The following is a 25882-nucleotide window of genomic DNA, read 5'->3' on the forward strand; positions in this document are numbered from 1 at the left end:
AAGAGGGATTGATCATGGCCAAGGACGTTAGACAAAGCGCCGAGCAATTGATTGGACTTAAGCACGTAAGAGACATTGCTCCTTATGTTGGTGGTAAACCCATCAGTGAAGTTGCTCGCGAATTTGGCCTTGATGAAAGCAAGATTGTTAAATTGGCCTCCAATGAAAACCCATTGGGCATGCCTGAATCTGCTAAAAAAGCCATGGCAAAAGCAGCTGAAGATTTGGGTCGTTACCCAGATTCCAATGGTTTTGAATTAAAGAATGCCTTGGCAACAAAACTCAATGTGCCTGTTGAGTGGATCACTCTGGGTAATGGCAGTAATGACATCTTGGAGTTGACTGCCAGAGCTGTTGCGCAAGAAGGTGATGAGGTTGTTTTCTCAAAGCATGCTTTTGCTGTTTATCCATTAGCCACTCAAGCGGTTGGTGCAAAAGCGATTGAAGTTGCTGCAACGGCTGATTTTGGCCATGACTTGCCGGCGATGTTAAAAGCCATCACAGCTAAAACACGTTTGGTGTTCGTTGCTAATCCTAATAATCCCACCGGAACATTTTTAAAAGCATCAGAGATCGAAGCCTTTTTACAAAAAGTGCCAGAGCATGTGGTGGTTGTGATCGATGAGGCTTATAACGAATTTTTAACGCCAGAACAGCAATACGACGCGATTGCTTGGGTCAGAAGATACCCGAATGTGATTGTTTCAAGAAGCTTTTCAAAGGCCTATGGTTTGGCTGGTTTGAGAATTGGCTATGGCATTGCGCAAAATAATATCACTGATTTATTGAATCGAATTCGTCAGCCGTTCAACGTCAATAGTTTGGCTCAGGCCGCTGCGATTGCCGCATTGGCTGACAGTGCTTTTTTAAAGAAATGCTATGACCTCAATTGTGCAGGCTATGCGCAGTTGACCAAAGCCTTTGACTTGATGGGTTTGTCATACATTCCATCATCAGGCAATTTTGTTTTGGTGAAAGTGGGCGAAGAGCCCAATGCCGGCGCTAAAGTTAATTTAGAACTTTTAAAAGCGGGTGTGATTGTTCGTCCGGTCGGCAATTACGGTTTACCCCAATGGTTACGCATCTCTATTGGTTTACCTGAAGAGAATCAGATCTTCATCGATGCCCTTAAGAAAATACTTGGGCGATGACCATGACCCAAAATACTTCAGCAGTAAAACCTTTGACTTTGGGTATTGTTGGTGTTGGTTTGATTGGCGCTTCTATTGGTTTGGCGCATAAAAAAGCCAAAACCTTTGATAAGGTTTTGGGTGTTGGTCGTTCAGAAGCGAATTTAAATGAGGCTATCAAGCTTGGGGCGATTGATCAAGTGGTGAGTCTTGAGCAGTGCGCTAAAGAATCAGATGTGATCGTGGTGTGCGTGCCTGTTGCGCAAACTTTCAGCATCCTTCATGCGATTGAGCCACACCTAAAACAAAATGCTTTGATCACTGATGCAGGTAGTACTAAGACGGATGTGATCATGGCGGCTAAAACTGCTTTGGGTGACAAAGTAGCGCAATTTATTCCGGCGCATCCAATCGCCGGTGGGGCACAACATGGCGCGAGTGCTGCCAAAGCAGATTTGTACCAAGGTAAAGAAGTGATCATTTGTCCTTTGCAAGAAAATGCACCAGCGGCTGTAGAGGCCATCAATAAATTTTGGTTGGGCATGGGCGCCAACACTCATCGCATGTCTGCTTTACAGCATGACGCTGTGTTCGCTGCGATTTCGCATTTACCTCATGTTTTATCTTTTGCCTTGATGTTGCAGGTGGCAAATGCAGAGGACGCCAATGTCAAATTGGGTCATGCAGGGGCTGGCTTCAGAGATTTCACAAGGATTGCAGCTTCAAGTCCTGAGATGTGGCGCGACATCAGTTTGGCCAATAAAACAGCGCTATTAAAAGAGATGGATCAATACCTCAACTTAACCAAGCAACTGAGAGACATGATTGCCAAGGAAGATGGCGATGCTTTATTGAAAGCTTTTACGCGCGCCAGTGCTGAACGCCAAAAGTGGGAAGGTCGTTGATGAGTTCTGGTGTGATTGAGTTTATTGAATTAGGGCCATGCATCAAAGCTGAAGGAACAGTTGCTTTACCCGGTTCAAAAAGTATTTCTAATCGAGTCTTACTTCTGTCAGCCCTGGCTTCAGGAGCAACTCGCTTAAAAGGATTGTTGGATGCCGATGACACGCAAGTGATGCGTGCCGCACTCAAAACCTTGGGTATCAAGATTGATGAGACTGATGGGGATTGCGTGGTTCAGGGTTGCGCTGGCCGCCTGCCCAATCAACAAGCAGATTTATTCATGGGGAATGCAGGCACAGCCATACGTCCTTTGACAGCTGCTTTAGCTATTTTAGGCGGTGACTATCGTTTGCATGGCGTGCCACGGATGCATGAAAGACCCATTGGTGATTTGGTCGATGGCTTGCGAATGGTGGGCGCTCAAGTGGCTTATGAGCAACAAGAGGGTTATCCGCCACTGAAAATCTCTCAAGGGCAAATTCGCACCAATGAATTGATCAAAGTGCGCGGGGATGTCTCTAGCCAGTTCTTAACAGCTTTGTTGATGTCATTACCTCTCGTTGCTAAAAATGAAATTTGTATCGAGGTGATTGGTGAGCTGATCTCAAAACCGTACATTGCTATCACCTTGAAGTTAATGAAACGATTTGGTGTTGATGTGCGCAATGACAACTGGCAGAAATTCTATATTCCAGCCAATGGTGGTCAACCGTACAGCAGTCCAGGCACACTCTATGTTGAAGGTGATGCTTCATCTGCTTCTTATTTTTTGGCGGCCGGCGCTATTTCTCAAGGCCCTGTGAGAGTCACTGGCGTTGGTAGAAACAGTATTCAAGGCGATGTAGCTTTTGCCGAGGCGCTCAATCAAATGGGCGCCAATGTGATGGCGGGCGATGATTGGATTGAGGTCAGAGGTGTCGATACGCCCAGCGGGAAGTTGCAAGGCATTGAGCTCAATTGTTTGGCAATACCTGATGCGGCAATGACCTTGGCTGTGGCAGCTTTGTTTGCTGAAGGATCTACCAAGCTAACAGGTATTGCAAGTTGGAAAGTCAAAGAGACAGATCGAATTGCTGCGATGGCCAATGAGTTAAGAAAAGTTGGTGCGATGGTTGATTCAGGTGATGACTACATTCAGATCACACCGCCAAAACATTGGCAGTCTCCAGTCCAAGGCATTGATACGTATGATGATCATCGCATGGCGATGTGTTTTTCTTTGGCCGCTCTTGGACCTTTGCGGATCAGGATCAATGATCCTGCTTGTGTGGCAAAAACATTCCCAGAGTATTTCAAAGAGTTTTCTCAAATTGCAAAATCAATCTAATTGACTCGATCATGAAAACCGCACATGACTTTGAATGCGATGTCATCGTTATTGGTGCGGGAGTGATCGGTCTGGCTGTGGCCAGAAAACTTCAACTCGAAGGTCGTGAAGTCATTCTTTTAGAGAGAAATGATGCCTTTGGTATGGAAACGAGTTCTAGAAACTCTGAGGTAATCCACGCAGGTATCTACTATCCGGCAGGTTCTCTTAAAGCGTTTCATTGCGTCCAAGGCAAGCAGATGTTGTATGCCTACGCAAAAGAAAGATCAATTCCTCATCAACAAATTGGCAAGCTCATTGTGGCCAGTCAAGAAGACGAGTTAAATAAATTAGATGCATACATTGAATCTGCTCGAGCCAATGGTGTTGATGATTTAAGAAGAATCAGTCAGGCAGAGTTGAAAGAATTGGAACCCGAAGTGCAAGCGTTTGGCGCTGTTTTCTCGCCAAGCTCAGGGATCATCGACAGTCATGCTTTGATGCTCTCACTGTTGGGTGATTTTGAAAACGCTGGCGGAAATTTCATTGTTAATTCACCCGTGGTTTCTGGGCGTTCTGTGTCGAATGGCATTCAAATTCAATTGGGCGATGCCGATCAAAGTTTGATACTGGCAAAAACGGTGATCAATGCCGCAGGTTTATATGCTTGTGATGTTGCGCGATCCATTGAAGGGATTCGGGAATCGGCGATTCCTAAACCGTACTATGCCATTGGCCATTACTTCACGATGAGTGGCAAGAGTCCATTCAAGCATTTGATTTATCCAGTGGCGGGTCATGGTTACCTGGGTGTTCATGTCACTTTGGATATGGGTGGTCAAGTTAGATTCGGACCTGACATTGAATGGATCGATTCTGTTGACTACGCCTTTGATGATTCTCGTCGCCAACGTTTCATTGATGCAGTCGCTCGCTATTACCCAGCCGTGCTAAACAAGGAAGTGAACCCTTCGTATACCGGAATTCGTCCAAAAATCAGCGGCCCTCAAGATCCATCGGCTGACTTTTTGATTCAAACCGAGAATGATCATGGGGTGCCTGGATTGATTAATTTGCTTGGTATGGAATCTCCGGGGCTCACTTCTTGTCTATCAATGGCTGATTTTGTGGCTAAATTACAGCATTGATCATTTCACATTAAGAAATATTTATACTTTAAAAAAGCCTTCATCCAGGCTTAAAAACCTAAAAATCATCAAAAATGACCCAAAATTCCAACACTTTGATCCCCGTGATAGCCATTGATGGACCCACTGCCTCTGGTAAGGGAACAGTTGCTCAGTTAGTGGCTGAGCGCTTGGGATATCACTATTTAGACAGTGGTGCTCTTTATCGACTGGTTGGTTTGGCCAGCTCCAAGGTGGGTGTTTCAACAGCCTCTGAGCCTGATTTAATCCCCATTGCTGAAAATTTAAATGTTAATTTTCAAGGGGATAGAGTATTTCTTGCGGGTGAGGATGTCACGGATCAAATACGCCAAGAAGAGATGGGGAAGCGCGCTTCAGAGGTCGCTGTTCATACCGGCGTCAGAAATGCTTTGGTTTCAAGACAGCGAGCTTTTAGGCAAAAACCTGGTTTGGTGGCAGATGGTAGAGACATGGCGAGCGTGATTTTTACCGATGCTGCCACCAAAGTCTTTTTAACCGCCAGTGCTGAGGCAAGGGCTGATAGACGCTATAAACAATTGATAGCTAAGGGCTTTTCTGCTAATATTCAGGTCCTTTTGCAGGATTTACGTGAACGGGATGCACGCGATGCAAATCGCAGCAATTCGCCACTAAAGGCTGTTGAAGGGGCTCATCACCTCGACACCACGTCAATGACGATCGAAGAGGCAGTGAATCAAGTTCTGAAGTGGCATCAAGCTTCTTAAAAAAGCTCGAGGTCACTGAGGAAAACAAGGAGCCAGTCCTTGCCACGCGAGTGCTGGTATGTGCAATCTAACCCGTCGAGTCTTTTGACGGCTTTATAGTGAAAACTCATGTCTGAATCTTTTGCAGCTCTATTTGAAGAATCCCTAGCCCGCTCTAATATGAAGGCTGGTCAAGTTATTTCCGCTGAAGTTGTGCGTATTGATCATAACTTCGTGGTGGTAAATGCCGGTTTGAAATCTGAAGCTTTTATCTCTGTTGAGGAATTCCTTAACGATCAAGGTGAAGTTGAAGTTCAACCAGGCGATTTCGTTTCTGTAGCGATTGACGCTCTAGAAAACGGTTACGGCGACACAGTGTTGTCACGTGACAAAGCGAAGCGTTTAGCTTCTTGGTTGAACCTAGAGAAGGCCTTGGAACAAGGCGAACTCGTTACTGGTGCTGTAACAGGCAAGGTAAAAGGTGGTTTGACTGTGATGGTGAATGGTATTCGTGCCTTCTTGCCAGGTTCTTTGTTGGATACACGTCCTATCAAGGACACATCTCCATACGAAGGCAAAACAATGGAATTCAAAGTTATTAAGCTTGATCGCAAGCGTAATAACGTGGTGTTGTCTCGTCGCGCAGTGGTTGAAGCTAGCCAAGGTGAAGAGCGCGCTAAATTGCTTCAAAATCTTAAAGAAGGTACTGTGGTTCAAGGTATCGTTAAGAACATCACTGACTACGGCGCGTTCGTGGATCTTGGTGGTGTTGACGGCTTGTTACACATCACTGACTTGGCATGGCGTCGTGTTCGTCACCCGAGCGAGATGTTGACTGTTGGTCAAGAAGTAACAGCAAAAATTCTTAAGTACGATCAAGATAAAAACCGTGTGTCATTGGGTATCAAGCAATTGGGCGATGATCCATGGGTAGGTATCGCACGTCGTTACCCACCAAACACACGTTTGTTCGGTAAGGTCACTAACTTGACTGACTACGGTTCATTCGTTGAGATTGAAACTGGTATCGAAGGTTTGGTACACGTTTCTGAAATGGATTGGACAAACAAGAATGTTGCGCCAAGCAAAGTTGTTCAGTTGGGCGTTGAAGTTGAAGTAATGGTTCTTGATATTGATGAAGACAAGCGTCGTATCAGCTTGGGTATGAAGCAATGCAAACCAAATCCATGGGATGAATTTGCTCGTGCACACCAAAAAGGTGAGAAGTTAACTGGCGCGATCAAGTCAATCACTGACTTTGGCGTGTTCATTGGCTTGCCAGGCGGTATCGATGGTCTAGTTCACTTATCAGATTTGTCATGGCAAGAGACTGGCGAAGAAGCTGTTCGCAAGTACAAAAAAGGTGACGAAGTTGAGACAGTTGTTTTGGCTATCGACGTTGAAAAAGAGCGTATCTCATTGGGCATCAAACAGATGTCTGGCGACCCATTCAATAACTACACATCAACCAGCGACAAAGGCAGCATCGTTGACGGTACTGTGAAGAGTGTTGATGCTAAGGGTGCTGTGATTTTGTTGGCGGACGAAGTTGAAGGCTATTTGCGCGCTTCTGAAATCTCAACAGATCGCGTTGAAGATGCCCGTAACTTGCTAAAAGAAGGTGACGCTGTGAATGCAATGATCATCAATATTGACCGCAAGTCACGCAGTATCAATTTGTCTATTAAAGCTAAAGACAGCGCCGATCAGCAACAGACCATGAGTAAGTTGCAGAACGAAGCTAGTGCAGGTACCACTAATCTTGGTGCATTGCTAAAAGCTAAGATGGACAATCAGGGTAGCTAATAACTACTTTGGTGTAATGTAATGGAAAATCCCCGCTCTTTTTAAGGGTGGGGATTCTCAAAACCAATTAAAAAGAATATTGTTGAGTTATGGACGATTTAGAACGCAGTGATTCATCCACAATCACCCGATCAGAATTGGTAGAGCGATTGGCTCAGGCATTCCCACAGCTATTGCCGCGGGATGTAGAGTTGGCCGTTAAAACATTGCTCGACACCATGTCACAAGCATTGGCCGAAGGCAAACGGATCGAGTTACGTGGCTTTGGCAGTTTTGTGATGCACCACCGTCCACCACGTCAAGGACGAAACCCTAAATCTGGTGAAGCCGTGATGGTTCCTGCTAAGCATGTACCGCACTTCAAACCGGGCAAAGAGTTGCGTGAGAGGGTTGATTTCCCAAAGAAAGACGACTCTAAAGAATGACCGCTTTTCTGAATGCCGCATTCAGAGCATTGCGGATCATTGGAAGAATCCTTATTTTCATATTTTTAGTATTGCTGGCACTTGGCAATACACATCAAGTTAATTTTCATCTTATTCCAGGCATCAATTGGGACATTCCATTGATTCTTGTCTTATTCATCGCATTCATAGCGGGCATCTTGCTGACTTTGCTCAGTGGTTTGACGATTCGCCGTTCACAACAAGATCGTAGATAAATCGTGTTGCAGATAGAAACCTGGTGGTTATTTGCCCTCCCAATTATTTTTGCTTTGGGTTGGGTGGGTGCTCGCTGGGACATGCGTTTAGAGAAGCGTGAAAATGAAATTGAGCGTTTGGCTCAGCAGAAGTCAACTTTCAAAGGTTTGAATCTTTTGCTCAACGAGGAGCCAGATAAAGCCATTGATGCGCTTGTTCAAATTGCTCAACTAGACCCCGAAACCACTGAATTACATTTTGCGTTGGGTAGTCTGTTTAGAAGGCGCGGTGAAACTGAGCGCGCCATTCGTGTTCATCAACACTTAGCAAACAGAGATGATTTGCCATCAAGACATCGTGATCATGCTGCTTACGAATTAGGCCGCGACTTTTTAAGAGCTGGTTTATTGGATCGCGCAGAGACTTCTTTGAATCGCGTCAGCCCTCAGAGCAAATTTGGTATTCCTGCTAAAGAAAGTCTTCTTGAGATGTACCAAGTTGAAAAAGACTGGGCCAAAGCCATTGTGGCATCTCAAGAGCTAGAGGCATTGCAAAATAAGGGGCGTGAAAAGGAAATCGCTCATTTTCATTGTGAGTTGGCTGATGAAGCTTTGCGCCGCAAGGATCTTGCTGCTGCCACAAAGCATGTTGAATTGGCTATGCAAAGTTCACCCAATCATCCGCGCGCAATCATTTTGCAAGGTGATTGTTTGGTGGCGCAGAATCAACTCACTCAAGCTATTGAGGTTTGGTCGCTGATTGCCAAGAATCACCCGGCTTACCTACATTTATTGGCCAATCGTTGGATCAATGTCCATCAAGTTCTTGGTAAGGTTGAAGAAGGCCTGCAAGTGCTTATAGATACATTAGAAACCCAAGCTGGTGGAGAGCTTCTTGATATCACTTTTAAACATGTGATGGCTCTGCGCGGAGTGCCTCAGGCTGAATCTTTGATGACCGAAGTGATGCGCCATACACCTAGCTTAAGCGCCATGGCTCTGAGAGCTCAGGCTCGCTTGACCATGGCTGAGGTGGCTAAGGACACCAAAGCCGCTCAAGAATTCAAAGCATCCTTGGATTTATTGAAACAAAGAACCAATACTCTGGCTCGCTACACTTGCGGTAATTGCGGATTCAGAGCCAAGCGTTTTTATTGGCAGTGCCCAGGGTGCAATCATTGGGAAGCTTATTCTCCAAGACGCGGTGAAGGATCTGCTCCTTCGGGTCCATCCATGTAAGCCTGCTATATTGAGTCAATATAAATAGCTAAATGATCCAAAACATAAAAAACATCCAAAATATTTAAAAGAAAATTAATCGCCATGGACATTCAACTTTCTTCATCCGATATTCAAGCATTTAAAAAAGCTCGCTTATTGATTGTGGGCGATGTTATGTTGGATCGTTATTGGTTTGGTGATACCGAAAGAATTTCTCCAGAAGCTCCGGTACCAGTTGTTTTGGTGAGCAAGGAAGATGAGCGCTTGGGTGGTGCTGCAAACGTTGCCAGAAATGCTGCCAGTGTGGGCGCGCAAATTTCAATTTTGGGCGTGGTAGGTGATGATGAGTCTGGAAAAATAATTGAGCGCTTGTTGCAAGAGCAAGGCGTTAAAAGTTATTTGCAACGCGACCCAAATCTAAAAACCACAGTTAAATTAAGGGTTGTTGCCCGTCAACAACAACTGATTCGTTTGGATTTTGAAAAAGCTCCAACACATGAAGCTCTATTGAATAAATTGGAGCAATTCCAATCTTTATTAAACGACGTTGATGCAGTTGTTTTCTCTGACTATGGCAAGGGCGGTTTGACTCATGTCACACAAATGATTGCGGCTGCAAAAGCAGCTGGCAAGTTTGTTCTGGTAGACCCCAAGGGAGATGATTACAGTAAGTACCAATCAGCTTCCATGATCACGCCTAATCGGGCAGAACTTCGTGAGGTCGTTGGGCGTTGGAAGGATGAAGCAGATTTGACAAAAAAAGCACAAGCATTAAGAGAAACATTGAAACTGGATGCCTTGCTTTTGACCCGGTCCGAAGAGGGCATGAGTTTATTCACGGCCAAGGGTGTGGAGCACGTCAAGGCTCAAGCCAGAGAAGTGTTTGATGTCTCAGGTGCAGGTGACACAGTGATTGCCGCCATGGCTGTTGCCTTGGCTGCTGGTTGGGCGCCTGGTAAGGCGATGAATTTGGCCAATAAGGCGGGTGGTATCGTGGTGGGTAAATTGGGCACAGCAACTGTTTCATTAGAGGAATTGCAATGACTTACATTGTGACTGGCGCAGCAGGATTCATTGGCGCAAATATTATTCAGGGTTTGAATGCCCGAGGCATCAAAAATATCATCGCAGTCGATGAATTAAACCCAGCTGATAAATATCGTAATTTAGCGGATTTAGAGATTGCTGATTATTTGGATAAGTCTGAATTCTTGACAGCTTTTTCTAAAGGGCACTTCGGTAAAGCCACGGCAGTTTTTCATGAAGGCGCCTGTTCAGACACCATGGAAACAGATGGCCAGTACATGATGGCGAATAACTACCGTTATTCGATTGATTTATTAAATATTTGCACAGAACATCACGTACCTTTTTTGTATGCCTCATCTGCGGCCACATATGGTGGTTCTGATGTGTTCAAGGAAGATCGCCAGTTTGAGAAGCCATTGAACGTTTATGGCTACTCAAAATTCTTATTTGATCAAGTGGTGCGCCAGCGATTGCAAGATGAAGCCAACACTGCTCAAGTGGTTGGATTCAGGTACTTTAACGTTTATGGGCCTAGAGAATCACACAAAGGTCGGATGGCTTCAGTTGCTTTCCATCATTACCATCAATTCATGGAAGCCAATTTGGTTAAATTGTTTGGTGAATATGATGGCTACAAAGAAGGTGAGCAAAAGAGAGATTTTGTTTCTGTCGAAGATGTGGTCAAGGTGAATTTATTTTTCCACGATCACCCCAAAAAAAGTGGCATATTTAATTTGGGTACTGGGCGCGCACAACCATTCAATGATGTAGCCAAATCAGTGATCAACTCTTTGAGAAAAATACATGGCCATGCTGAAATGTCCTTATCTGATTTGGTGGATGAGAGATTGCTTGAGTACGTGCCATTCCCGGAGGCCCTGAAAGGTAAGTACCAGTCATTCACTCAAGCTGATTTAACAAATTTGAGATCTGCAGGGTATCAAGAAGACTTCCTCACGGTTGAGCAGGGTGTCAGCAAATACATGACGTGGTTGTCAGAAAATTCTGATTTTCTTGCACAGCCCATGTAAGCAGTAAAAAAACGTCAACCACCCAGTGGGCGACTCGTTAAGAAGAGGCTCCATCAATCGATGGAGCTTTTTCATTAAAGGAGTCTGAATGTTTTTAAAAGTATTTCAACCAATCATCAATTTCATCATGGCAGCGTTTGTGGGACTTTTTTTATTGAGCGGTCACGCCTTCGCTAAAGTAGAAATCAACTCTGCTGATCAGGCGGCATTAGAGTCCGTGCGCGGCCTGGGGCCATCTAAAGCAAAAGCTATTTTGCTTGAACGAAAAAAGAATGGACCATTCAAAGATTCGACTGACCTTCATACCAGAGTCAAAGGTATTGGAGAAAAAACTGTGGAACGCTTGATGCAAAATGGTTTAACCATTAATAATAAAACTGTTGCAGGGCCAGTCAAGGACAAGTCGACAACCAAGACCAAAGAAACTTCATCTAAAAGAACCGCAGATAAAGAAAAAGAAGCTGCCCAAAAAGAGAAGTCAGAAAAAGCCAGTTCAGAAAAAACAGCCAAGCAAAGTAGAAAAGCTAAGGAAGACACAAAAGAAGGTGGGCAAAATAATCAGAAAGGTAGAGAAGCTTCCTAAGCCTATAAGCTTATAAATAATTGGCATATGACCTTGTTCAAAATACATTAAGATAGGGGTCATATGTCTACTTCACGTCCAAACTACCCGACCATTGCCCAAACTGTTGGCCATACCCCATTGGTGCGTTTACAGCGCATACCTGGAGCTGGCAATGTAGAGCGTAATAACGTTATTTTGGGCAAGTTAGAAGGTAATAATCCAGCTGGCTCGGTCAAGGATCGACCAGCTTTATCGATGTTCATGCGCGCCGAAGAGCGAGGCGATATCAGTCCTGGCGATACCCTGATTGAAGCAACCAGTGGCAACACTGGAATAGCTTTGGCCATGGTTGCAGCCATCTTGGGTTATAAAATGATTTTGGTGATGCCTGAGAATCAGAGTATTGAGCGTCGCCAAAGTATGTCAGCCTATGGCGCTGAGTTAATCTTGACTCCGGCCACGGGTGGTATGGAGTACGCAAGAGATTATGCAGAGCAATTACAAAAGGATGGCAAAGGGAAAATCCTCGATCAGTTTGGCAATAAAGATAATCCCAAGGCTCATATTGAATCAACAGGCCCTGAGATTTGGGAAGACACTCAAGGTCAGGTGACGCACTTTATTTCTGCGATGGGTACAACTGGAACAATCACGGGTGTATCGGTCTACTTAAAAGAAAAGAACGCAAACATTCAAATTATCGGAGCGCAGCCAGAGGATGGTTCGCAAATACCGGGTATTCGTAAATGGTCTCCTGAATACATTCCTAAAATCTATGCAGATGCTAAGGTAGATCGTATCGAATACGTTAGTCAGGCTGCGGCAGAAGACATGGCTCGTCGATTAGCAAGGGAAGAGGGTATTTTTTGCGGCATCTCAGCAGCGGGTGCTTTGGTTGTGGCTTTGAGAGTGGCCGAAAGAATTGAAAATGCCACGATCGTGTTCATTGTCTGTGATCGCGGCGACCGCTATCTATCAACCGGTGTTTTCCCAGCTTAACTAAGCGTATTTATTTTAAGAATATTGAGCTTATTGGCTGGCTGACTTGTTGGCTGTTGCTTTACTGCTTGATGAACCAGAAGAGTTACTTTTTTTTGGCAGCCTTTTTGTTGTTTTTAGGCTTTTTCGTCGCTTTTTTAGCCACATCCCCAGTCGGTCTCACATCATTTAAAGCTTCGGCAAACTCCGCGACTGATTGGGCGTAAAAAAAGCTGCGGTTGTAATCACAAATGGCTAAGAAGTTGCGTAGGCCAATCACATAACGAACATCTGTGCCACCGTTATTACCAGGACTTGGTAGGTCAACAATCAAGCTTGGTGTATTGGCGGGTAATGAGCTTTGTTTCAATAGACCTTGGTTGATCAGTTCACCCAATTGAAGCTTTGCCTTTGGTTCTCCATCCGCCAAACGTGCGGCATTGTCTTGAGCGGACTGGCCACTTTCAATATCAAGGTAAATGGATTCATCCTGAACCCAACCATGTACTTTTAAGAAGTTGGCCACGCTGGCAATCGCATCTTCTGGTGAATTTCTTAAATCAATCTTGCCATCTTTATTGCCATCTACGGCAAAGCGCCTGATGCTGCCAGGCATGAACTGAGGTAAGCCGATGGCTCCTGCATAGGATCCAGTTTGGTTCAAACAAGTTTTGAATGGCTTTGCTTGGCGGTTCTCTGCCCAACAAAGTAAGATTAAATCTTCTAACTGATTCTTGAAAAGAGTTTCTCTGGCTATCTTGTTAGGAGTGTTGGGATAGTCAAATCCAAGGGTGCTGAGGGTATCGCGAACAGAGAATCCCCCCATGTGGCGACCATAGATAGTTTCGACGCCAATGATTGATACGATGATTTCTGCTGGAACACCAGTTTCTTTTTCAGTTTTTTCGATGAAGGAGCGATGGGTCACCCAAAACTTCTGACCTGCAGCTAGACGCCTGGGTTCAACAAATCTGCTGCGATAGACATTCCAATTCTTTTGAAAGCCTGGGGGTGGAGGCATGACCAATTTTTTAATAGATGGGATCGCTTTCGTATCTTCAAAAGCTAGCTTTAGATCATTCAAAGGAATTTGATGATTTTTTGATACTTTTTCTAAAAAACTTTGCAATGAATCTGAGTTGATTGATTCTGAATCCGTCATGACTTTCGCTGAAATGACATTTTGGTTTGATCCATTTGATGAAATGGGGTCACTATGATTTAAATTCGCACAGGATGATAAGAGGATGGCAAAAAGACTGCCGGCCATCATTTTGAATAATCTGTTTACGAGGGGCGTGGTGTTAATCAAATTTAAAACATTGTGAAGGGGTGAATGAAATTTGTATTGCATTATTGTGTTTGACGTCATGATTGTCATTTAAACAGCATTTGATGACTCTAATCAAGCAGTACTTTCCTGATAGATTTTCATACTTAACCTAAGATGGACGTTTGAGCTTGAAAACGCTTATGCAGTAGGACTTTATCAGCAATTATTTTTTTATCAGAAGTCGCACTTTGTGATGTCAGAATTTTTTTAGGTGTATTAAAATTGCAAGGTTAGAAATGCTATTACGCAAATCGACTTGGCAACTTCAAAGTCATTTGAATTCATTGGTCTGATTAAATCTTTTAACAATAAAGAACAAGAGTCGTTATGAAAATTTTAGTAGCTGTTAAGCGTGTTGTGGATTACAACGTAAAAGTGCGTGTCAAATCTGATCAATCAGGCGTTGATATTGCAAACGTAAAAATGAGCATGAATCCCTTTGATGAAATTGCAGTTGAAGAAGCTGTGCGTCTCAAAGAGGCAGGCCTTGTTTCTGAAATCATTGCAGTTTCTTGTGGGTCGACTCAATCTCAAGAAACAATTCGTACAGCCATGGCGATTGGTGCTGATAGAGGTATTCTGGTTGAGACAGAGGCTGAGTTACAGCCTTTGGCTGTTGCTAAATTATTAAAAGCAATTGTTGGTAAGGAGCAGCCTGATTTAATTATCTTGGGTAAGCAAGCAATTGATGATGACAGCAATCAAACTGGCCAAATGTTGGCGGCTTTATTGAATGTCTCTCAAGCAACTTTTGCCTCAAAGGTTCAACTTGCTGATGGTAAAGCGATTGTTACGCGTGAAGTTGATGGCGGCCTAGAGACTATTTCAATTAATTTACCTGCTGTTATTACCACTGATTTGCGCTTGAATGAGCCACGCTACGTCACGTTGCCTAACATCATGAAAGCCAAAAAGAAACCATTGGATATTTTAAAACCAGAGGATTTGTCGGTTGATGTTGCGCCGCGCATCACAACCATTAAAGTCGCCGAGCCTCCGACACGCAGTGCTGGGGTGATGGTTGCAGATGTTAAAGCGCTGGTTGATAAACTTAAAAATGAAGCAAAGGTAATCTAAATGACTATTTTAGTAATAGCAGAACACGACAATCTTTCTTTGAAGGCCGCTACTCTTAATACTGTTGCAGCAGCTCTTTTGTGTGGTGGTGATGTGCATATTTTGATTGCTGGATATCAAGCAGATGCTGTCGCTCAAGCTGCATCTCAAATTCCCGGGGTTTCCAAAGTCATTCATGCAGATGCACCACATTTGCAATATCAATTAGGTGAAAACTTGGCGGAGCAAATCTTGGCTTTGACTGCAGGTTCTGCTTATTCTCATGTGTTGGCGCCAGCCACAGCGATTGGTAAAAATACCCTGCCAAGAGTGGCCGCGAAATTAGACGTGGCTCAAGTGTCCGACATCATGAAGGTGCTCAGTGCTGATACTTTTGAGAGACCTATCTATGCAGGTAACGCAATAGCCACTGTTCAATCTGGTGATCCTATTAAGGTAATCACTGTGCGCACAACTGGATTTGATCCGGTGGCTAATGCGGGCGGTAATGCTGTGATTGAAAAAATCTCTGCGGTCGCTGATTCAGCAATTTCTGCATTTATTTCCAAAGAAATTAATCAATCTGATCGTCCAGAATTGTCTGCTGCCAAAGTGGTGGTATCTGGTGGTCGAGGTTTGGGCTCTGCAGAAAAGTATCATGAATTACTGGAGCCTTTGGCTGATAAGTTGGGTGCTGCTTTGGGCGCATCCAGGGCAGCGGTTGACGCTGGTTATGTACCAAATGATTATCAAGTAGGTCAAACCGGAAAAATTGTGGCTCCTCAACTTTATATTGCTGTTGGCATTTCAGGGGCAATTCAGCATTTGGCTGGCATGAAGGATTCAAAGATCATAGTTGCTATTAACAAAGATGCTGACGCGCCTATATTTGGTGTTGCAGATTATGGGTTGGTGGCCGATTTATTCACTGCTATTCCTGAACTTATTTCCGAATTAGGCTAGTTGATTTTTAGAGGCAGATAATGAGTTATAAAGCACCAGTAAAAGACATGCTGTTTGTTCTTGAGAATATTTCTGAGATTGATAAGATTAACCAGCTACCTGGTTTTGAAGATTATGATTTAGAAACTGCCTCTGCAGTTCTTGAGGAGTCTGGAAAGTTTTGTGGTGAAGTTTTGGCACCATTGAATTGGACTGGTGATCAAAACCCGAGTCACTTACTGAATGGTGAGGTTATAACAACGCCAGGTTTTAAAGAAGCTTTTCAGCAATTTGGTGAAGCTGGTTGGCAAGGGGTCATCCACCCCGTTGAATTTGGCGGTCAAGGATTTCCTAAAGCAATTGCAACACCATGCGCAGAAATGTTACATGCTGCAAATATGTCGTTTGCACTTTGCCCTATGTTGACGGATGGTGCGATAGAAGCTTTATTAACTGCAGCCAGCTCAGAATTGAAGGAACGTTATATTCCTAAAATGATTCTTGGAGAGTGGACTGGTACCATGAATCTAACAGAGCCCCAAGCCGGTTCTGATTTGGCCGCCGTTAGGACCAAGGCTGAGTTACAAGGTGATGGAAGTTATAAAATTTTTGGGACAAAAATTTACATCACATACGGTGAACATGATATGGCTGAGAACATCATCCATTTAGTGCTAGCTCGTTGCCCAGGAGCTCCTGAGGGTGTTAAAGGAATTTCATTGTTTGTGGTGCCAAAGTTCATGGTTCATGAAGATGGATCATTAGGAGAGCGTAATGATGTTCAATGTGTATCTATTGAACATAAATTAGGAATTAAGGCCAGTCCTACAGCTGTTCTTCAATTTGGAGATCATGGCGGTGCAGTTGGTTATCTTGTTGGTGAGGAAAACCGCGGTCTAGAGTACATGTTCATCATGATGAATGCGGCACGTTTTGCGGTTGGTATGCAAGGAGTTGCTATTGCAGATCGGGCATATCAGCAGGCAGTTTGGTATGCCAATGATCGAGCTCAGTCAAAAGACTTAACTGGGTCAGCAGAGCCAGTCACGATCATTCATCACCCTGACGTTAAGCGCATGTTGATGACTATGCGTGCCTATACTGAAGGTGCTCGAGCGATAGCTTATGTGGCTGCAGCAGCCAGTGATCAAGCTCATCATTCCACTGATCAAAATATCCGACAAAAAAATGCAGCCTTTTATGAATACTTGGTGCCGATCATTAAGGGGTTTTCAACTGAAATGTCTGTTGAGGTAACCAGTCTAGGTATTCAAGTGCATGGCGGTATGGGTTTCATTGAAGAGACCGGCGCTGCTCAACATTATCGAGATGCGCGTATCTTACCGATTTATGAGGGTACTACAGCCATTCAAGCGAATGATTTGATTGGCCGTAAAACTTACCGAGATGGTGGGCAGGTTGCTCAATCAATTGCATCATTGATTCAGGAAACTGAAAATCAACTGAAAGCTAGCGGATCTATAGAGGCAGCAGCAATGCTGAAGCATTTAAATGCTGCCAGAATTTCATATGAATCTGTTGTTGCTCATATTGTGGCTAATTTTAAATCTGAGATAAAAGATGTTTTCGCTGGAGCAACAACCTATTTAAAATTGGCTGGAACTTTATTGTCAGGCTGGCAAATGGCAAGGGCTTTATTGGTTTCTGAGGATAGATTGTCTGAGGATCCTGATTTCTACTCTGCAAAAATTGGCACTGCTTATTTTTATGCTGAACATCTTTTAAGCCAAGTTCCAGGTATGGCTTCTGCTGTCATTAATGGCGGGCGTTCAGTCAACCAATTAAGGGCTGATCAGTTTTAATTATCACTGAGATATTTTTTTGGCGGCTTCAAATTGACTGAGGAAGTGTTGCTCGAACGCAATCGCTAATCCAATCATTAAGATTGCCGCACCAATCATCAAAGAAGCGATGACGCACAAAATCACTAACCAGCCTGAGGCACTTTTCTGTCCGCTGTTAGCGTTGAATTGAGCATCCCATTTCTCATCAGGTCTCAAACCAAACACAATCGTGGTTAACCAGCTAGCTTCAAGGGCAATGAATCCAGCAGCTGCCAAAATCCAACCGAGGGCAGAGGACATATCACTGGCAGCCAATAACTTCCATCCCAAAATACCTGCAAATAAACTGACCATTTGCAACCAAGCCCATGGACTACCTAGACCTTTTAGGTAAAAGACATTGAAACCAGTGCCCGGAAAAAAAAGACCCAAAGCGCAAAAGAGAAATTTATTTTTATGCATGGACTGATTGTATTGATTTAATGAGACAGCGTTAAAACCACTTTATTAAAGCCTTCAGTTTTTGAGTGAAAAACTCAATACTTCATTGTCACGGGTCATGATCAAAAGTCGATCACCATCGCGCACCATGCTTCGATAGTTACCTAAATGACTCAAAAATTTATATTCCAGGTCGCTTGCGGCAGGATCGCAAGCTTTGCGGGTGCTGGCTATTTTTTCTATGACAAAGCCTTTATCCCCAACTTGAACTTGAGCGGTGTAAAGATTGCAGCCTGAGTAGCCACTGACAGATTTGCCATCAGGTGAAAAGTTTAAGCTCAAAGAAGTCTTATTTTCACCATATGGAATTGATCTTTGGCGGGTTTTTCCATCATTGGGGCTCGTGTAATGCCACCTGATCAAGGTCCATTGGCTGGCTTGTACATCTAGGATGGCTGGGGCATTTACGGCATTACAGGGCGGCATGACTTGGGTACAGGCACCCAGAAATAGGCTGGAACTGGCCAGAAGTATCAAAAATAGGGTCGATGGTCTTAAATTAGTCATGCTTACCTTTAAATTTTAGTCTTCTGAGCAATTCTGCGATAGAATACGTGGTTTATTTCAGCATTGTAAGGAAATCACATGGTCGTCATTCGACTCGCACGTGGCGGTTCTAAAAACCGTCCATTCTTTAGCATCGTAGCTACAGACAAACGCAATCGCCGTGACTCGAACTTTATCGAGCGCATCGGCTATTACAATCCTGGCGCAGTAGAAACTGAACAAGGTTTCCGCGTTGCTCAGGACCGTTTGACTTATTGGCAAGGCGTTGGTGCTCAGTTGTCACCAACAGTAGCACGTTTACTCAAGGGTGCTCCTAAGGCCTAAGTAAGTCTTGGTTGATGGAGGCTCTCATGAGTACTGCAATGAAAAGTACTGCAACGAGTTCTCCATCTGACCTAGTTCTTGTCGGGCATGTGCTCGACGCTCAAGGGATCAGAGGTTTGGTGAAAATCAAGCCTTATTCAAAAGAGCCCTTAGCTTTATTCTCAGCGCCGCTTGTTTGGTTATCTAAGCCCCCAGCCTTGGCGGACTTGGCTCGACCTATGGTTGTTAAAACTGCCAAAGAACACAGTGGGCAAATCCTTCTCGGTTTAGAAGACATCAATGATCGCGATCAAGCCCTTGCTATCAAAGGCATGGCGGTTTACGTGAGTCGTGCCGACTTTCCTGAAGAGGAAGACGATAGTTTCTATTGGGTAGACCTGATTGGTTTGTCTGTGATCAATGAGCAAGGCCAAACATTGGGCTTGGTTGTTGATCTGATGGACAACGGCGCACAATCTATTTTGTGTGTGCGGCTTGAAGGACAAAAAGAAGATCGATTGATCCCATTCATTGAATCTGTCATCAAATCAGTCAACAAAGATGCCAATGATCCAGAACGTCAAATCGTTGTGGATTGGCAGTTGGACTGGTGATTTCTTTATGATGAAGCCATGCGTTTTGACCTTGTAACCATCTTCCCTGAAATGTTCTCTGCATTGACCTCTTGGGGGATCACGGGCAGAGCTTTTGAGCAGGGTTTGGCCAGCATCCACACATGGAACCCAAGAGACTTCACGCAAGACGCTAGACGAACTGTTGATGACCGCGCCTATGGTGGTGGCCCTGGCATGGTCATGATGGCAAAGCCCCTGGAGGACACCCTGGATGCTGTAGCAAAAGATCAAGAAAAATCGGCCAAAAAAGGTCCAGTGATTTTGTTATCTCCTCAGGGTGAACGATTCAATCAAAAAAAAGCTCAATATATTAAGGATTTAGGAGTTGTGACCCTCTTGTGCGGGCGTTATGAGGCCATTGATCAGCGTTTGGTTGAGCGCCGCGTGGATGAAGAGCTGAGTTTGGGCGATTTTGTGGTTTCTGGGGGTGAAATACCCGCCATGGCGGTGATGGATGCCGTGATCCGTTTGATCCCTGGAGCCCTTGGAGATGCTGATTCTGTGGCCCAAGATAGCTTTATGGAGGGGCTTTTGGACTGTTTTCACTACACCAGGCCCGAAAATTATGAAAATTTATTGGTTCCGGACGTGCTTTTAGGCGGACATCACGCTAAAATAGCGGATTACCGTCGGAAACAATCTTTGGAGCTGACGTTAAAGCGACGACCTGATTTAATTATTCAGGCACGTCAGCAAGGCTTGTTGAGTTCTGCAGATGAAGCTTTTTTAGCCTCTTTGCAAAAATAAAACAGGGTTTTAAACCGCATCCTCTACCAAGTCCGTTTATTCGGAATACAACGTTGGTACGATGCTATAGGAGTTGTAATGAACATTATTGAATCAATTGAGCAAGAAGAGATTGCTCGCCTAACAGCCAATAAAACGCTACCTGCGTTTGCACCTGGCGATACAGTTGTTGTAAACGTTAACGTGGTTGAAGGTACTCGTAAACGTGTGCAGGCTTACGAAGGTGTTGTGATTGCTAAACGCAATCGTGGTTTGAACTCAAGCTTCATCGTTCGTAAGATTTCATCTGGCGAAGGTATTGAGCGTACATTCCAAACTTACTCACCATTGATCGCTAGCGTAGAAGTTAAGCGTCGCGGTGATGTACGTCGTGCTAAGTTGTACTACTTGCGTGATCGTTCTGGTAAATCAGCACGTATCAAAGAGAAGCTACAAGCTCGTACAAAAGAAGTTGTGGCTGAGTAATCAGTTGCAATTCTTTATACAAAGGCAGCCTTGGCTGCCTTTGTGCTTTTTAGGCTCTCAAGAAATACCAAGCTTCAGATAAACTAGAAATCATGTCACGTTCAACCGATCATTTGCTTAAAGCTTCGAGTGCTTCTCAGTCTATTTTTGACCCAAGAGAAGTGCCGATCGTGTCGCGCGATAGTCATATGCCTGCTGTTGAACAGAGTTTGTTGACGCCTGATGGATTGCGTCTCAGATTCACTCAGGAGAAGCAGTGGCAGGCCGAAGTCACTGATGAAAACCGGGCGGCTTTGGCCAGAGAAGGGTCGGTCAAAGCGGGTCGCGGTAATGAGCTGACGCCTGCTGCGGTATTGATTCCTTTGATCATGTATCAGAATGAATTAAAAATCCTCCTCACACAAAGAACAGCTCATTTGCATGATCATCCAGGCCAAATCAGTTTTCCTGGAGGTCGCTCCGACCCAGAAGACACTTCAGCCATCGATACGGCATTGCGCGAAGCAGAAGAGGAGATTGGACTGCCAGCTAACAGAGTTGAAGTGCTCGGTTCATTGCCCCATTACTTGACTATCACGGGATATCAAGTGACCCCTGTGGTGAGTCTGGTGAATGCAGGACATTCTTATCATCCCGATGAATTTGAGGTGGCCGATATCTTTGAAGTGCCGATGGCTTATTTGATGAACCCCCATCATCATGAACAAAGAATGTGGCAAAGCCCACAGGGTTATCGTCGTTTTTATGCCATGCCTTATGAAAATAAGTTCATTTGGGGAGCAACTGCGGGTATGCTACGGAATCTTTATCATTTTTTAAAAGCATGACATTTTTCTCAATTCTCTTCGCTCTGATTGCTGAGCAATACAAGCCAGTTGAAAAAAATCACTGGATTCATCGCATCACCCATGGCTGGTTAGATTTCATTGTCAAAAATATCGACACTGGCGCAGAGCGCAGTGGTCGATTAGCTTGTTTGGCTGCCTTGATTCCTCCAGTCGTTCTGGTCTTGGCCATCCACATTGTTTTGCTTGCCACTCAACCGATGTTGGCGTTCATTTGGAACGTGCTGATTGTTTATTTATTTTTAGGATTCAGACAATTCAGTCATCCATTCACGGCCATTCATGAAGCCTTGCTTGAGCGTGATCTAGATACAGCGCGAAAGCTACTTGCTGAGTGGCAGGGCGCAGGTATTAACACTGAAACCATGAGTGAATCTGAGGTGATTCGTTTAACTCTTGAGCAAGCCATCATTGGCGCTCACCGACATGTATTTGGACCAATCTTTTGGTTCATGTTGCCGTTTGGTCCTGCTGGGGTGGTTTTATATCGCTTGAGTGAAACAGCTGCGCAACGTTGGCCTTCTCAGGCAAGCAGTTCTTTGGCCAGTGCGGCCCGAAGTTTGTTCCAGGTGATTGATTGGATACCTGTGAGATTAACTGCGATTGGTTTTGCCATCGTGGGTAATTTTGAAGATGCGATTTACGGCTGGCGCTTTCATTTGCGTAAATGGAGCAATGAACTTGAGGCCATCATTTTGGCTGCGGGCGCCGGTGCATTGGGTGTTCGCTTAGGTGCGCCATTGCCTGAACCAGACAGCGATGAGGCCTTGCGTATGGCTGAATCAGGAGAGCCACCGATTTACGATTTAGGTATTGAAGCTTCTTTGCGCAGTTTGCGCTCTGCGGTTGGCCTGGTTTGGCGCGCAGTGATTCTTTGGTTAACGCTGATTGCTTTGATGACTATTTCAGTTTGGCTTGGATAGTATCTGCGTTGTGGGATTCGTGTCGCAACTGACGAAATAATTCCACACGCTGTGCTGAGATCGTCCCTGCATCTACAGCTGATCTAACAACGCAGCCAGGTTCATCACCATGGCTGCAGTTATGAAACTTGCATTTGCCCAGCAAGGGCCTGAACTCAATAAAAGCATGTTGTAGCTCGCTCTCTGAGAGGTGAGCTAAACCAAATTCTTGAAACCCTGGTGAATCAATCAGTGCGCCAGCAAAAGAGTTGGTGGAGGTGGTTTCGGCAGAAGTACTTTCTTTAGCGGGTGGTAAATCGTAATAACGACAAGCAGTGGTGGTGTGTTTGCCGCTGTCTAACTTCTTGGAATGTTCTTGAGTTTGCGCTGCGGCATCAGGTATTAAAGCATTCAAGAGGGTAGATTTACCCATGCCTGATTGGCCAACCAATACTGATACACGACCCTGAACATGCGGTAGTAGAGCTTCTACTGATGCAGGATCATGTTTCACAGACATTTCGTGAACAGGATATCCCATCGCAATATATGGCTCGAGCATCTTGCGTGCAGCCGGCAATTTATTAGGAAGATCGCATTTATTGAGAATGATTCTAGGGATGATGCCGGCAGTCTCAGCGGCGATCACTGCGCGACCTAAAAGGTCTGGAGAAAAGCCTGGCTCAGTGGCAAGTACGATCAAGATCTGATCAACATTACTAGCAATTGATTTGCTTTTATAAGCATCTGAGCGGTACAAAAGATTTTTACGTTCAACAATTTTTTCAATGACCGCTTGCTCAGGTCCAGTCTCTTGAACTTCCAAGATGTCTCCAACTGCACCCAAATGTTGTTTTCCGCGGGAGGTGACTTGATACAGAGCTTGTGGGCTGATATCTGCTTGGCCCTCAATTGCTCTGGCCAAATAATGTCGGCCATAGGATGCAACTAGGAGGGCTTTGAATGATTTCATCAAACTATCTTACTGCCATACTTTGTAAATGAGCAATGCGCAGAGGAGCCGGTGGGTGGGAATCGTAAAACTTTGAATAAAGCGGATCAGGTGTGAGCGTTGCTGCATTGTCTTGATACAACTTAACCAAAGCAGTGATCAGATCACTGGCTGAAGATTTTTCTGCAGCAAAAGCATCTGCCTCATATTCATGTTTGCGAGAGCCCATACTGTTGATTGGAGTCAAAAAGAAACCGAATACAGGCAAGACCAAGCTGAACAATGCCAAGGCCAAACCAGCGTTATAACCGTTCATGTCTGGAGTGATTCCAAGGCTCAAGTAGAACCATGCTTTGGTTGAAATCCATCCCAATAAAGCCAGCACCAAAAAGCTCAAAGCAAATGACTGAATCAAACGTTTACGGATATGTTGGCGCTTGAAGTGGCCTAATTCATGAGCCAAGACCGCTTCAATTTCTTGTGGATTCAAACGCTCAATCAAAGTATCAAAAAACACAATTCGTTTTGCTTTGCCCATGCCCGTGAAATAAGCATTGCCATGAGCGCTGCGCTTGCTGCCATCCATGATGAAAAGACCTTGACTGGTGAAGTCACAACGCTTGAGTAAGTCTTCAATGCGATCTTTCAATGGGCCATCTTCGAGCGGTTTAAATTTATTGAACAAGGGGGCAATGAAGGTCGGAAATAACCACAGTAACAATGCATTGAATGCCACCCACACAAACCACGTCCAGACCCACCAATACTGACCAGCTTCAGTCATCAGCGTCAGAACAACCCACAAGAGTGGGAGGCCGATGGCAAGACCCAACAAAATACCTTTGAACATATCAACAAAAAACAAGGTTGGTGTCATTCGATTGAAGCCAAATTTTTCTTCGATGCCGAACTGACGGTGCCATGAAAATGGCAAATCAATGATGCCCGTGATCAAGCTGATGGAAACCAACAATGCTATTTGCTGAGGAATGCCTGGCCCCATTAAATCCAAGGTGAAGTCATGCATCAGTTGTAGTCCGCCCAGCAGGGTAAAGCCAATCAAAATAGCGACTGATAATGCGATCTCAAATAAACCAAGACGTAATTTGGTCATGGTGTAGTCGGCTGCTTTGTGGTGATCGGTGATGGTTACTTTGCTGGCAAATTCTGCTGGAACCTGATCGCGATGCAATGCAATGTGCCGCATATGTCGAGAGGCCAAGTAGTAACGGGTGGCAACGCTGAGGGCTAAGCCCAAAAGAAAGATCAAAGTGAATGTCATGAGTTCGCTAAAAATGTTGAGAACCTGATGGAAGATTCTAAATAATGAAGCTATTTTTACACAACTATGACATCGGGTAATAAAGGGCCTGCCTGCATAGCAGGCATTAGAAACTCGCAGCTATACCAATTGAAGTACCTTGGACATTTTGACCAAATTGAAACCTGAACATCAAGCGAATTCTGGTCAGAATCGGGTCTGATTCTCTGCGGTCCAATTCAATCCCTGTGCCAACGGATGTCAGAGAATTAAAGCCAAGAGATCCCCGCATATCACCTAAAAATTGGGTATGAGCCAATTCAAGTACATGGCGAATCGGGATATCAAAAAATCTCATGGATGTCGGCGTTCGACTGCGAGACCATAAACTGAAGCTTTGAGAATCTGAATGTCCTCTGACCGCGGCTGAGCTGTCAAAGCTGTTCAATGGAATATAGGTGAAGCGAGCTTCAAAATCAATTTCTCGCTCAGGTTTGTAGTTTTCATAATCCAGCATCAGTGAGCCGCCAGCACCGTACACATTTAAGCGACCTCGATTCAAAAAATCAAGATTTTTACCCGTGCGATCTTCAAGTGCTCGATTAAAGATGGAGGCATCACTTTCAAGGTGGCCGAGTGTGACGTTGAATATGGGGCGAAAACGAAATTCTTTGGTGACATTAAAGTCCCAGCCAATGCCACCAGTTCCAGAAATACTGTTCCAGCGAACGGGTAGGAGGGTTGATGAATCAGCCGTTCCTGCGTTAAAAGATGGGTCGTATCGATTAATTGCCACAGTCCCTTCGAGGTAAAGCGGTACTTGTTCACTGATTCTGTCACCGCCTCCAAAAGAAATCATTTTTAAAGCAGGATTGTTGGTGGATTTATCGGTGATGGACAGAGAGCCCGTGGTGACGTCAGGCGTCAAAGAGTAGCCCATGATCAACATCATTGAGTTGGCTTTTTTCTGCAGGTCCTCTGTGAAACTCAGAGCTGTTTGTGCGCTCGCTAAGCAGGTGTGAGTTGCCCCATAAATGATGAGGGCTTTTAAGCTAGCGAGGATTGTGCTGTGAAGGCGCAAGGTCATTATTTTAAGAACTATCAGTGATACTTTTATTGAGGTATTTTAACTTCGAACAACTCGCT

At 44.6% G+C, this 25882-nt stretch carries 27 protein-coding genes and 1 pseudogene; 22 read left to right on the forward strand and 6 right to left on the reverse strand.

Annotated features, from left to right (window positions below):
* Nucleotides 1–14 precede the first annotated feature (14 nt).
* From hisC to cysM, 13 genes and pseudogenes are all read left to right on the forward strand, one after another.
* The gene (gene hisC / locus AOC33_RS04835) at nt 15–1151 is read left to right on the forward strand and encodes a histidinol-phosphate transaminase (protein ID WP_089515419.1); all 1137 of its coding nucleotides are present in this window, start codon (nt 15–17) and stop codon (nt 1149–1151) included.
* A gap of 2 nt (nt 1152–1153) precedes the next feature.
* A complete protein-coding gene (locus AOC33_RS04840; RefSeq protein WP_089515620.1) occupies nt 1154–2035 on the forward strand; it encodes a prephenate dehydrogenase in 882 nt (293 codons plus the stop codon).
* Nucleotides 2036–2049: 14 nt separating this feature from the next.
* Entirely contained in the window at nt 2050–3360 is a 1311-nt protein-coding gene (gene aroA / locus AOC33_RS04845; protein WP_089515622.1) for a 3-phosphoshikimate 1-carboxyvinyltransferase, read from the forward strand.
* Between the two features lie 11 nt (nt 3361–3371).
* Nucleotides 3372–4487, forward strand: a complete 1116-nt coding sequence (locus AOC33_RS04850) for an NAD(P)/FAD-dependent oxidoreductase (protein ID WP_089515420.1) — start codon at nt 3372–3374, stop codon at nt 4485–4487.
* Nucleotides 4488–4561: 74 nt separating this feature from the next.
* Nucleotides 4562–5233, forward strand: coding sequence for a (d)CMP kinase (gene cmk / locus AOC33_RS04855; RefSeq protein ID WP_089515421.1), 672 nt, complete (start codon nt 4562–4564; stop codon nt 5231–5233).
* A gap of 108 nt (nt 5234–5341) precedes the next feature.
* Nucleotides 5342–7018, forward strand: coding sequence for a 30S ribosomal protein S1 (gene rpsA / locus AOC33_RS04860; RefSeq protein ID WP_089515422.1), 1677 nt, complete (start codon nt 5342–5344; stop codon nt 7016–7018).
* Between the two features lie 89 nt (nt 7019–7107).
* Nucleotides 7108–7413: pseudogene (locus tag AOC33_RS04865) on the forward strand (integration host factor subunit beta); the annotation flags it as partial.
* Between the two features lie 26 nt (nt 7414–7439).
* Nucleotides 7440–7679: a lipopolysaccharide assembly protein LapA domain-containing protein gene (locus tag AOC33_RS04870; protein ID WP_089515424.1), complete on the forward strand. Its 240-nt coding sequence runs from the start codon at nt 7440–7442 to the stop codon at nt 7677–7679.
* A 6-nt stretch (nt 7680–7685) separates the two neighbouring features.
* Complete coding sequence (gene lapB / locus AOC33_RS04875; RefSeq protein ID WP_180738107.1) at nt 7686–8897, forward strand: lipopolysaccharide assembly protein LapB; 1212 nt, start codon at nt 7686–7688, stop codon at nt 8895–8897.
* 84 nt (nt 8898–8981) lie between these two features.
* Nucleotides 8982–9923 (forward strand): D-glycero-beta-D-manno-heptose-7-phosphate kinase, encoded by a 942-nt coding sequence (rfaE1, locus tag AOC33_RS04880; protein WP_089515426.1) that lies wholly within the window; start codon nt 8982–8984, stop codon nt 9921–9923.
* On the forward strand, nt 9920–10939 hold the full coding sequence (rfaD, locus tag AOC33_RS04885) for an ADP-glyceromanno-heptose 6-epimerase (RefSeq protein ID WP_089515427.1): 1020 nt from the start codon (nt 9920–9922) through the stop codon (nt 10937–10939). Before rfaE1 ends, rfaD begins: the two co-directional genes overlap by 4 nt.
* Nucleotides 10940–11027: 88 nt before the next feature.
* Entirely contained in the window at nt 11028–11522 is a 495-nt protein-coding gene (locus AOC33_RS04890; protein ID WP_245835590.1) for a ComEA family DNA-binding protein, read from the forward strand.
* Between the two features lie 63 nt (nt 11523–11585).
* Nucleotides 11586–12503 carry a cysteine synthase CysM gene (cysM, locus tag AOC33_RS04895; RefSeq protein ID WP_089515428.1) on the forward strand — a complete coding sequence of 306 codons (918 nt, stop codon included), beginning with the start codon at nt 11586–11588 and terminating at the stop codon, nt 12501–12503.
* An 85-nt stretch (nt 12504–12588) separates the two neighbouring features.
* On the opposite strand, the gene mltB is transcribed toward cysM, so the two are convergent.
* Entirely contained in the window at nt 12589–13644 is a 1056-nt protein-coding gene (gene mltB / locus AOC33_RS04900; RefSeq protein WP_245835591.1) for a lytic murein transglycosylase B, read from the reverse strand.
* Between the two features lie 498 nt (nt 13645–14142).
* Between mltB and AOC33_RS04905 the strand changes: the two genes are divergently transcribed.
* From AOC33_RS04905 to AOC33_RS04915, 3 genes are read left to right on the forward strand one after another with little or no spacing between them, the layout of a single operon-like run.
* Nucleotides 14143–14892 (forward strand): electron transfer flavoprotein subunit beta/FixA family protein, encoded by a 750-nt coding sequence (locus AOC33_RS04905; protein WP_089515429.1) that lies wholly within the window; start codon nt 14143–14145, stop codon nt 14890–14892.
* Nucleotides 14893–15834 (forward strand): electron transfer flavoprotein subunit alpha/FixB family protein, encoded by a 942-nt coding sequence (locus AOC33_RS04910; protein WP_089515430.1) that lies wholly within the window; start codon nt 14893–14895, stop codon nt 15832–15834.
* 20 nt (nt 15835–15854) lie between these two features.
* Nucleotides 15855–17636, forward strand: coding sequence for an acyl-CoA dehydrogenase (locus AOC33_RS04915; RefSeq protein ID WP_089515431.1), 1782 nt, complete (start codon nt 15855–15857; stop codon nt 17634–17636).
* Nucleotides 17637–17639: 3 nt separating this feature from the next.
* Here AOC33_RS04915 and AOC33_RS04920 read toward each other — a convergent pair whose 3' ends face one another.
* Nucleotides 17640–18080, reverse strand: coding sequence for a hypothetical protein (locus tag AOC33_RS04920; protein WP_089515432.1), 441 nt, complete (start codon nt 18078–18080; stop codon nt 17640–17642).
* 54 nt (nt 18081–18134) lie between these two features.
* Nucleotides 18135–18626: an META domain-containing protein gene (locus AOC33_RS04925; protein ID WP_089515433.1), complete on the reverse strand. Its 492-nt coding sequence runs from the start codon at nt 18624–18626 to the stop codon at nt 18135–18137.
* A gap of 78 nt (nt 18627–18704) precedes the next feature.
* Between AOC33_RS04925 and rpsP the strand changes: the two genes are divergently transcribed.
* From rpsP to AOC33_RS04955, 6 genes are all read left to right on the forward strand, one after another.
* On the forward strand, nt 18705–18950 hold the full coding sequence (rpsP, locus tag AOC33_RS04930; protein WP_089515434.1) for a 30S ribosomal protein S16: 246 nt from the start codon (nt 18705–18707) through the stop codon (nt 18948–18950).
* A gap of 26 nt (nt 18951–18976) precedes the next feature.
* Nucleotides 18977–19543, forward strand: coding sequence for a ribosome maturation factor RimM (rimM, locus tag AOC33_RS04935; protein WP_245835592.1), 567 nt, complete (start codon nt 18977–18979; stop codon nt 19541–19543).
* An 18-nt stretch (nt 19544–19561) separates the two neighbouring features.
* Nucleotides 19562–20311 carry a tRNA (guanosine(37)-N1)-methyltransferase TrmD gene (gene trmD / locus AOC33_RS04940; RefSeq protein WP_089515435.1) on the forward strand — a complete coding sequence of 250 codons (750 nt, stop codon included), beginning with the start codon at nt 19562–19564 and terminating at the stop codon, nt 20309–20311.
* Between the two features lie 78 nt (nt 20312–20389).
* Entirely contained in the window at nt 20390–20776 is a 387-nt protein-coding gene (gene rplS, locus AOC33_RS04945; RefSeq protein ID WP_089515436.1) for a 50S ribosomal protein L19, read from the forward strand.
* A gap of 92 nt (nt 20777–20868) precedes the next feature.
* On the forward strand, nt 20869–21603 hold the full coding sequence (locus AOC33_RS04950; RefSeq protein ID WP_089515437.1) for a CoA pyrophosphatase: 735 nt from the start codon (nt 20869–20871) through the stop codon (nt 21601–21603).
* Nucleotides 21600–22544: a CobD/CbiB family protein gene (locus AOC33_RS04955; RefSeq protein ID WP_089515438.1), complete on the forward strand. Its 945-nt coding sequence runs from the start codon at nt 21600–21602 to the stop codon at nt 22542–22544. The genes AOC33_RS04950 and AOC33_RS04955 overlap by 4 nt, the downstream gene beginning before the upstream one ends.
* On the opposite strand, the gene rsgA is transcribed toward AOC33_RS04955, so the two are convergent.
* From rsgA to AOC33_RS04970, 3 genes are all read right to left on the reverse strand, one after another.
* The gene (gene rsgA / locus AOC33_RS04960; protein ID WP_089515439.1) at nt 22522–23496 is read right to left on the reverse strand and encodes a ribosome small subunit-dependent GTPase A; all 975 of its coding nucleotides are present in this window, start codon (nt 23494–23496) and stop codon (nt 22522–22524) included. The genes AOC33_RS04955 and rsgA overlap by 23 nt on opposite strands.
* Nucleotides 23497–23500: 4 nt before the next feature.
* Nucleotides 23501–24757, reverse strand: coding sequence for a M48 family metallopeptidase (locus AOC33_RS04965; protein WP_089515440.1), 1257 nt, complete (start codon nt 24755–24757; stop codon nt 23501–23503).
* A gap of 106 nt (nt 24758–24863) precedes the next feature.
* The gene (locus AOC33_RS04970) at nt 24864–25823 is read right to left on the reverse strand and encodes a hypothetical protein (protein WP_245835593.1); all 960 of its coding nucleotides are present in this window, start codon (nt 25821–25823) and stop codon (nt 24864–24866) included.
* Nucleotides 25824–25882: the final 59 nt, after the last annotated feature.

Origin of the sequence: Polynucleobacter cosmopolitanus, assembly GCF_002224225.1 — a bacterium.
Lineage (GTDB): Bacteria > Pseudomonadota > Gammaproteobacteria > Burkholderiales > Burkholderiaceae > Polynucleobacter > Polynucleobacter cosmopolitanus.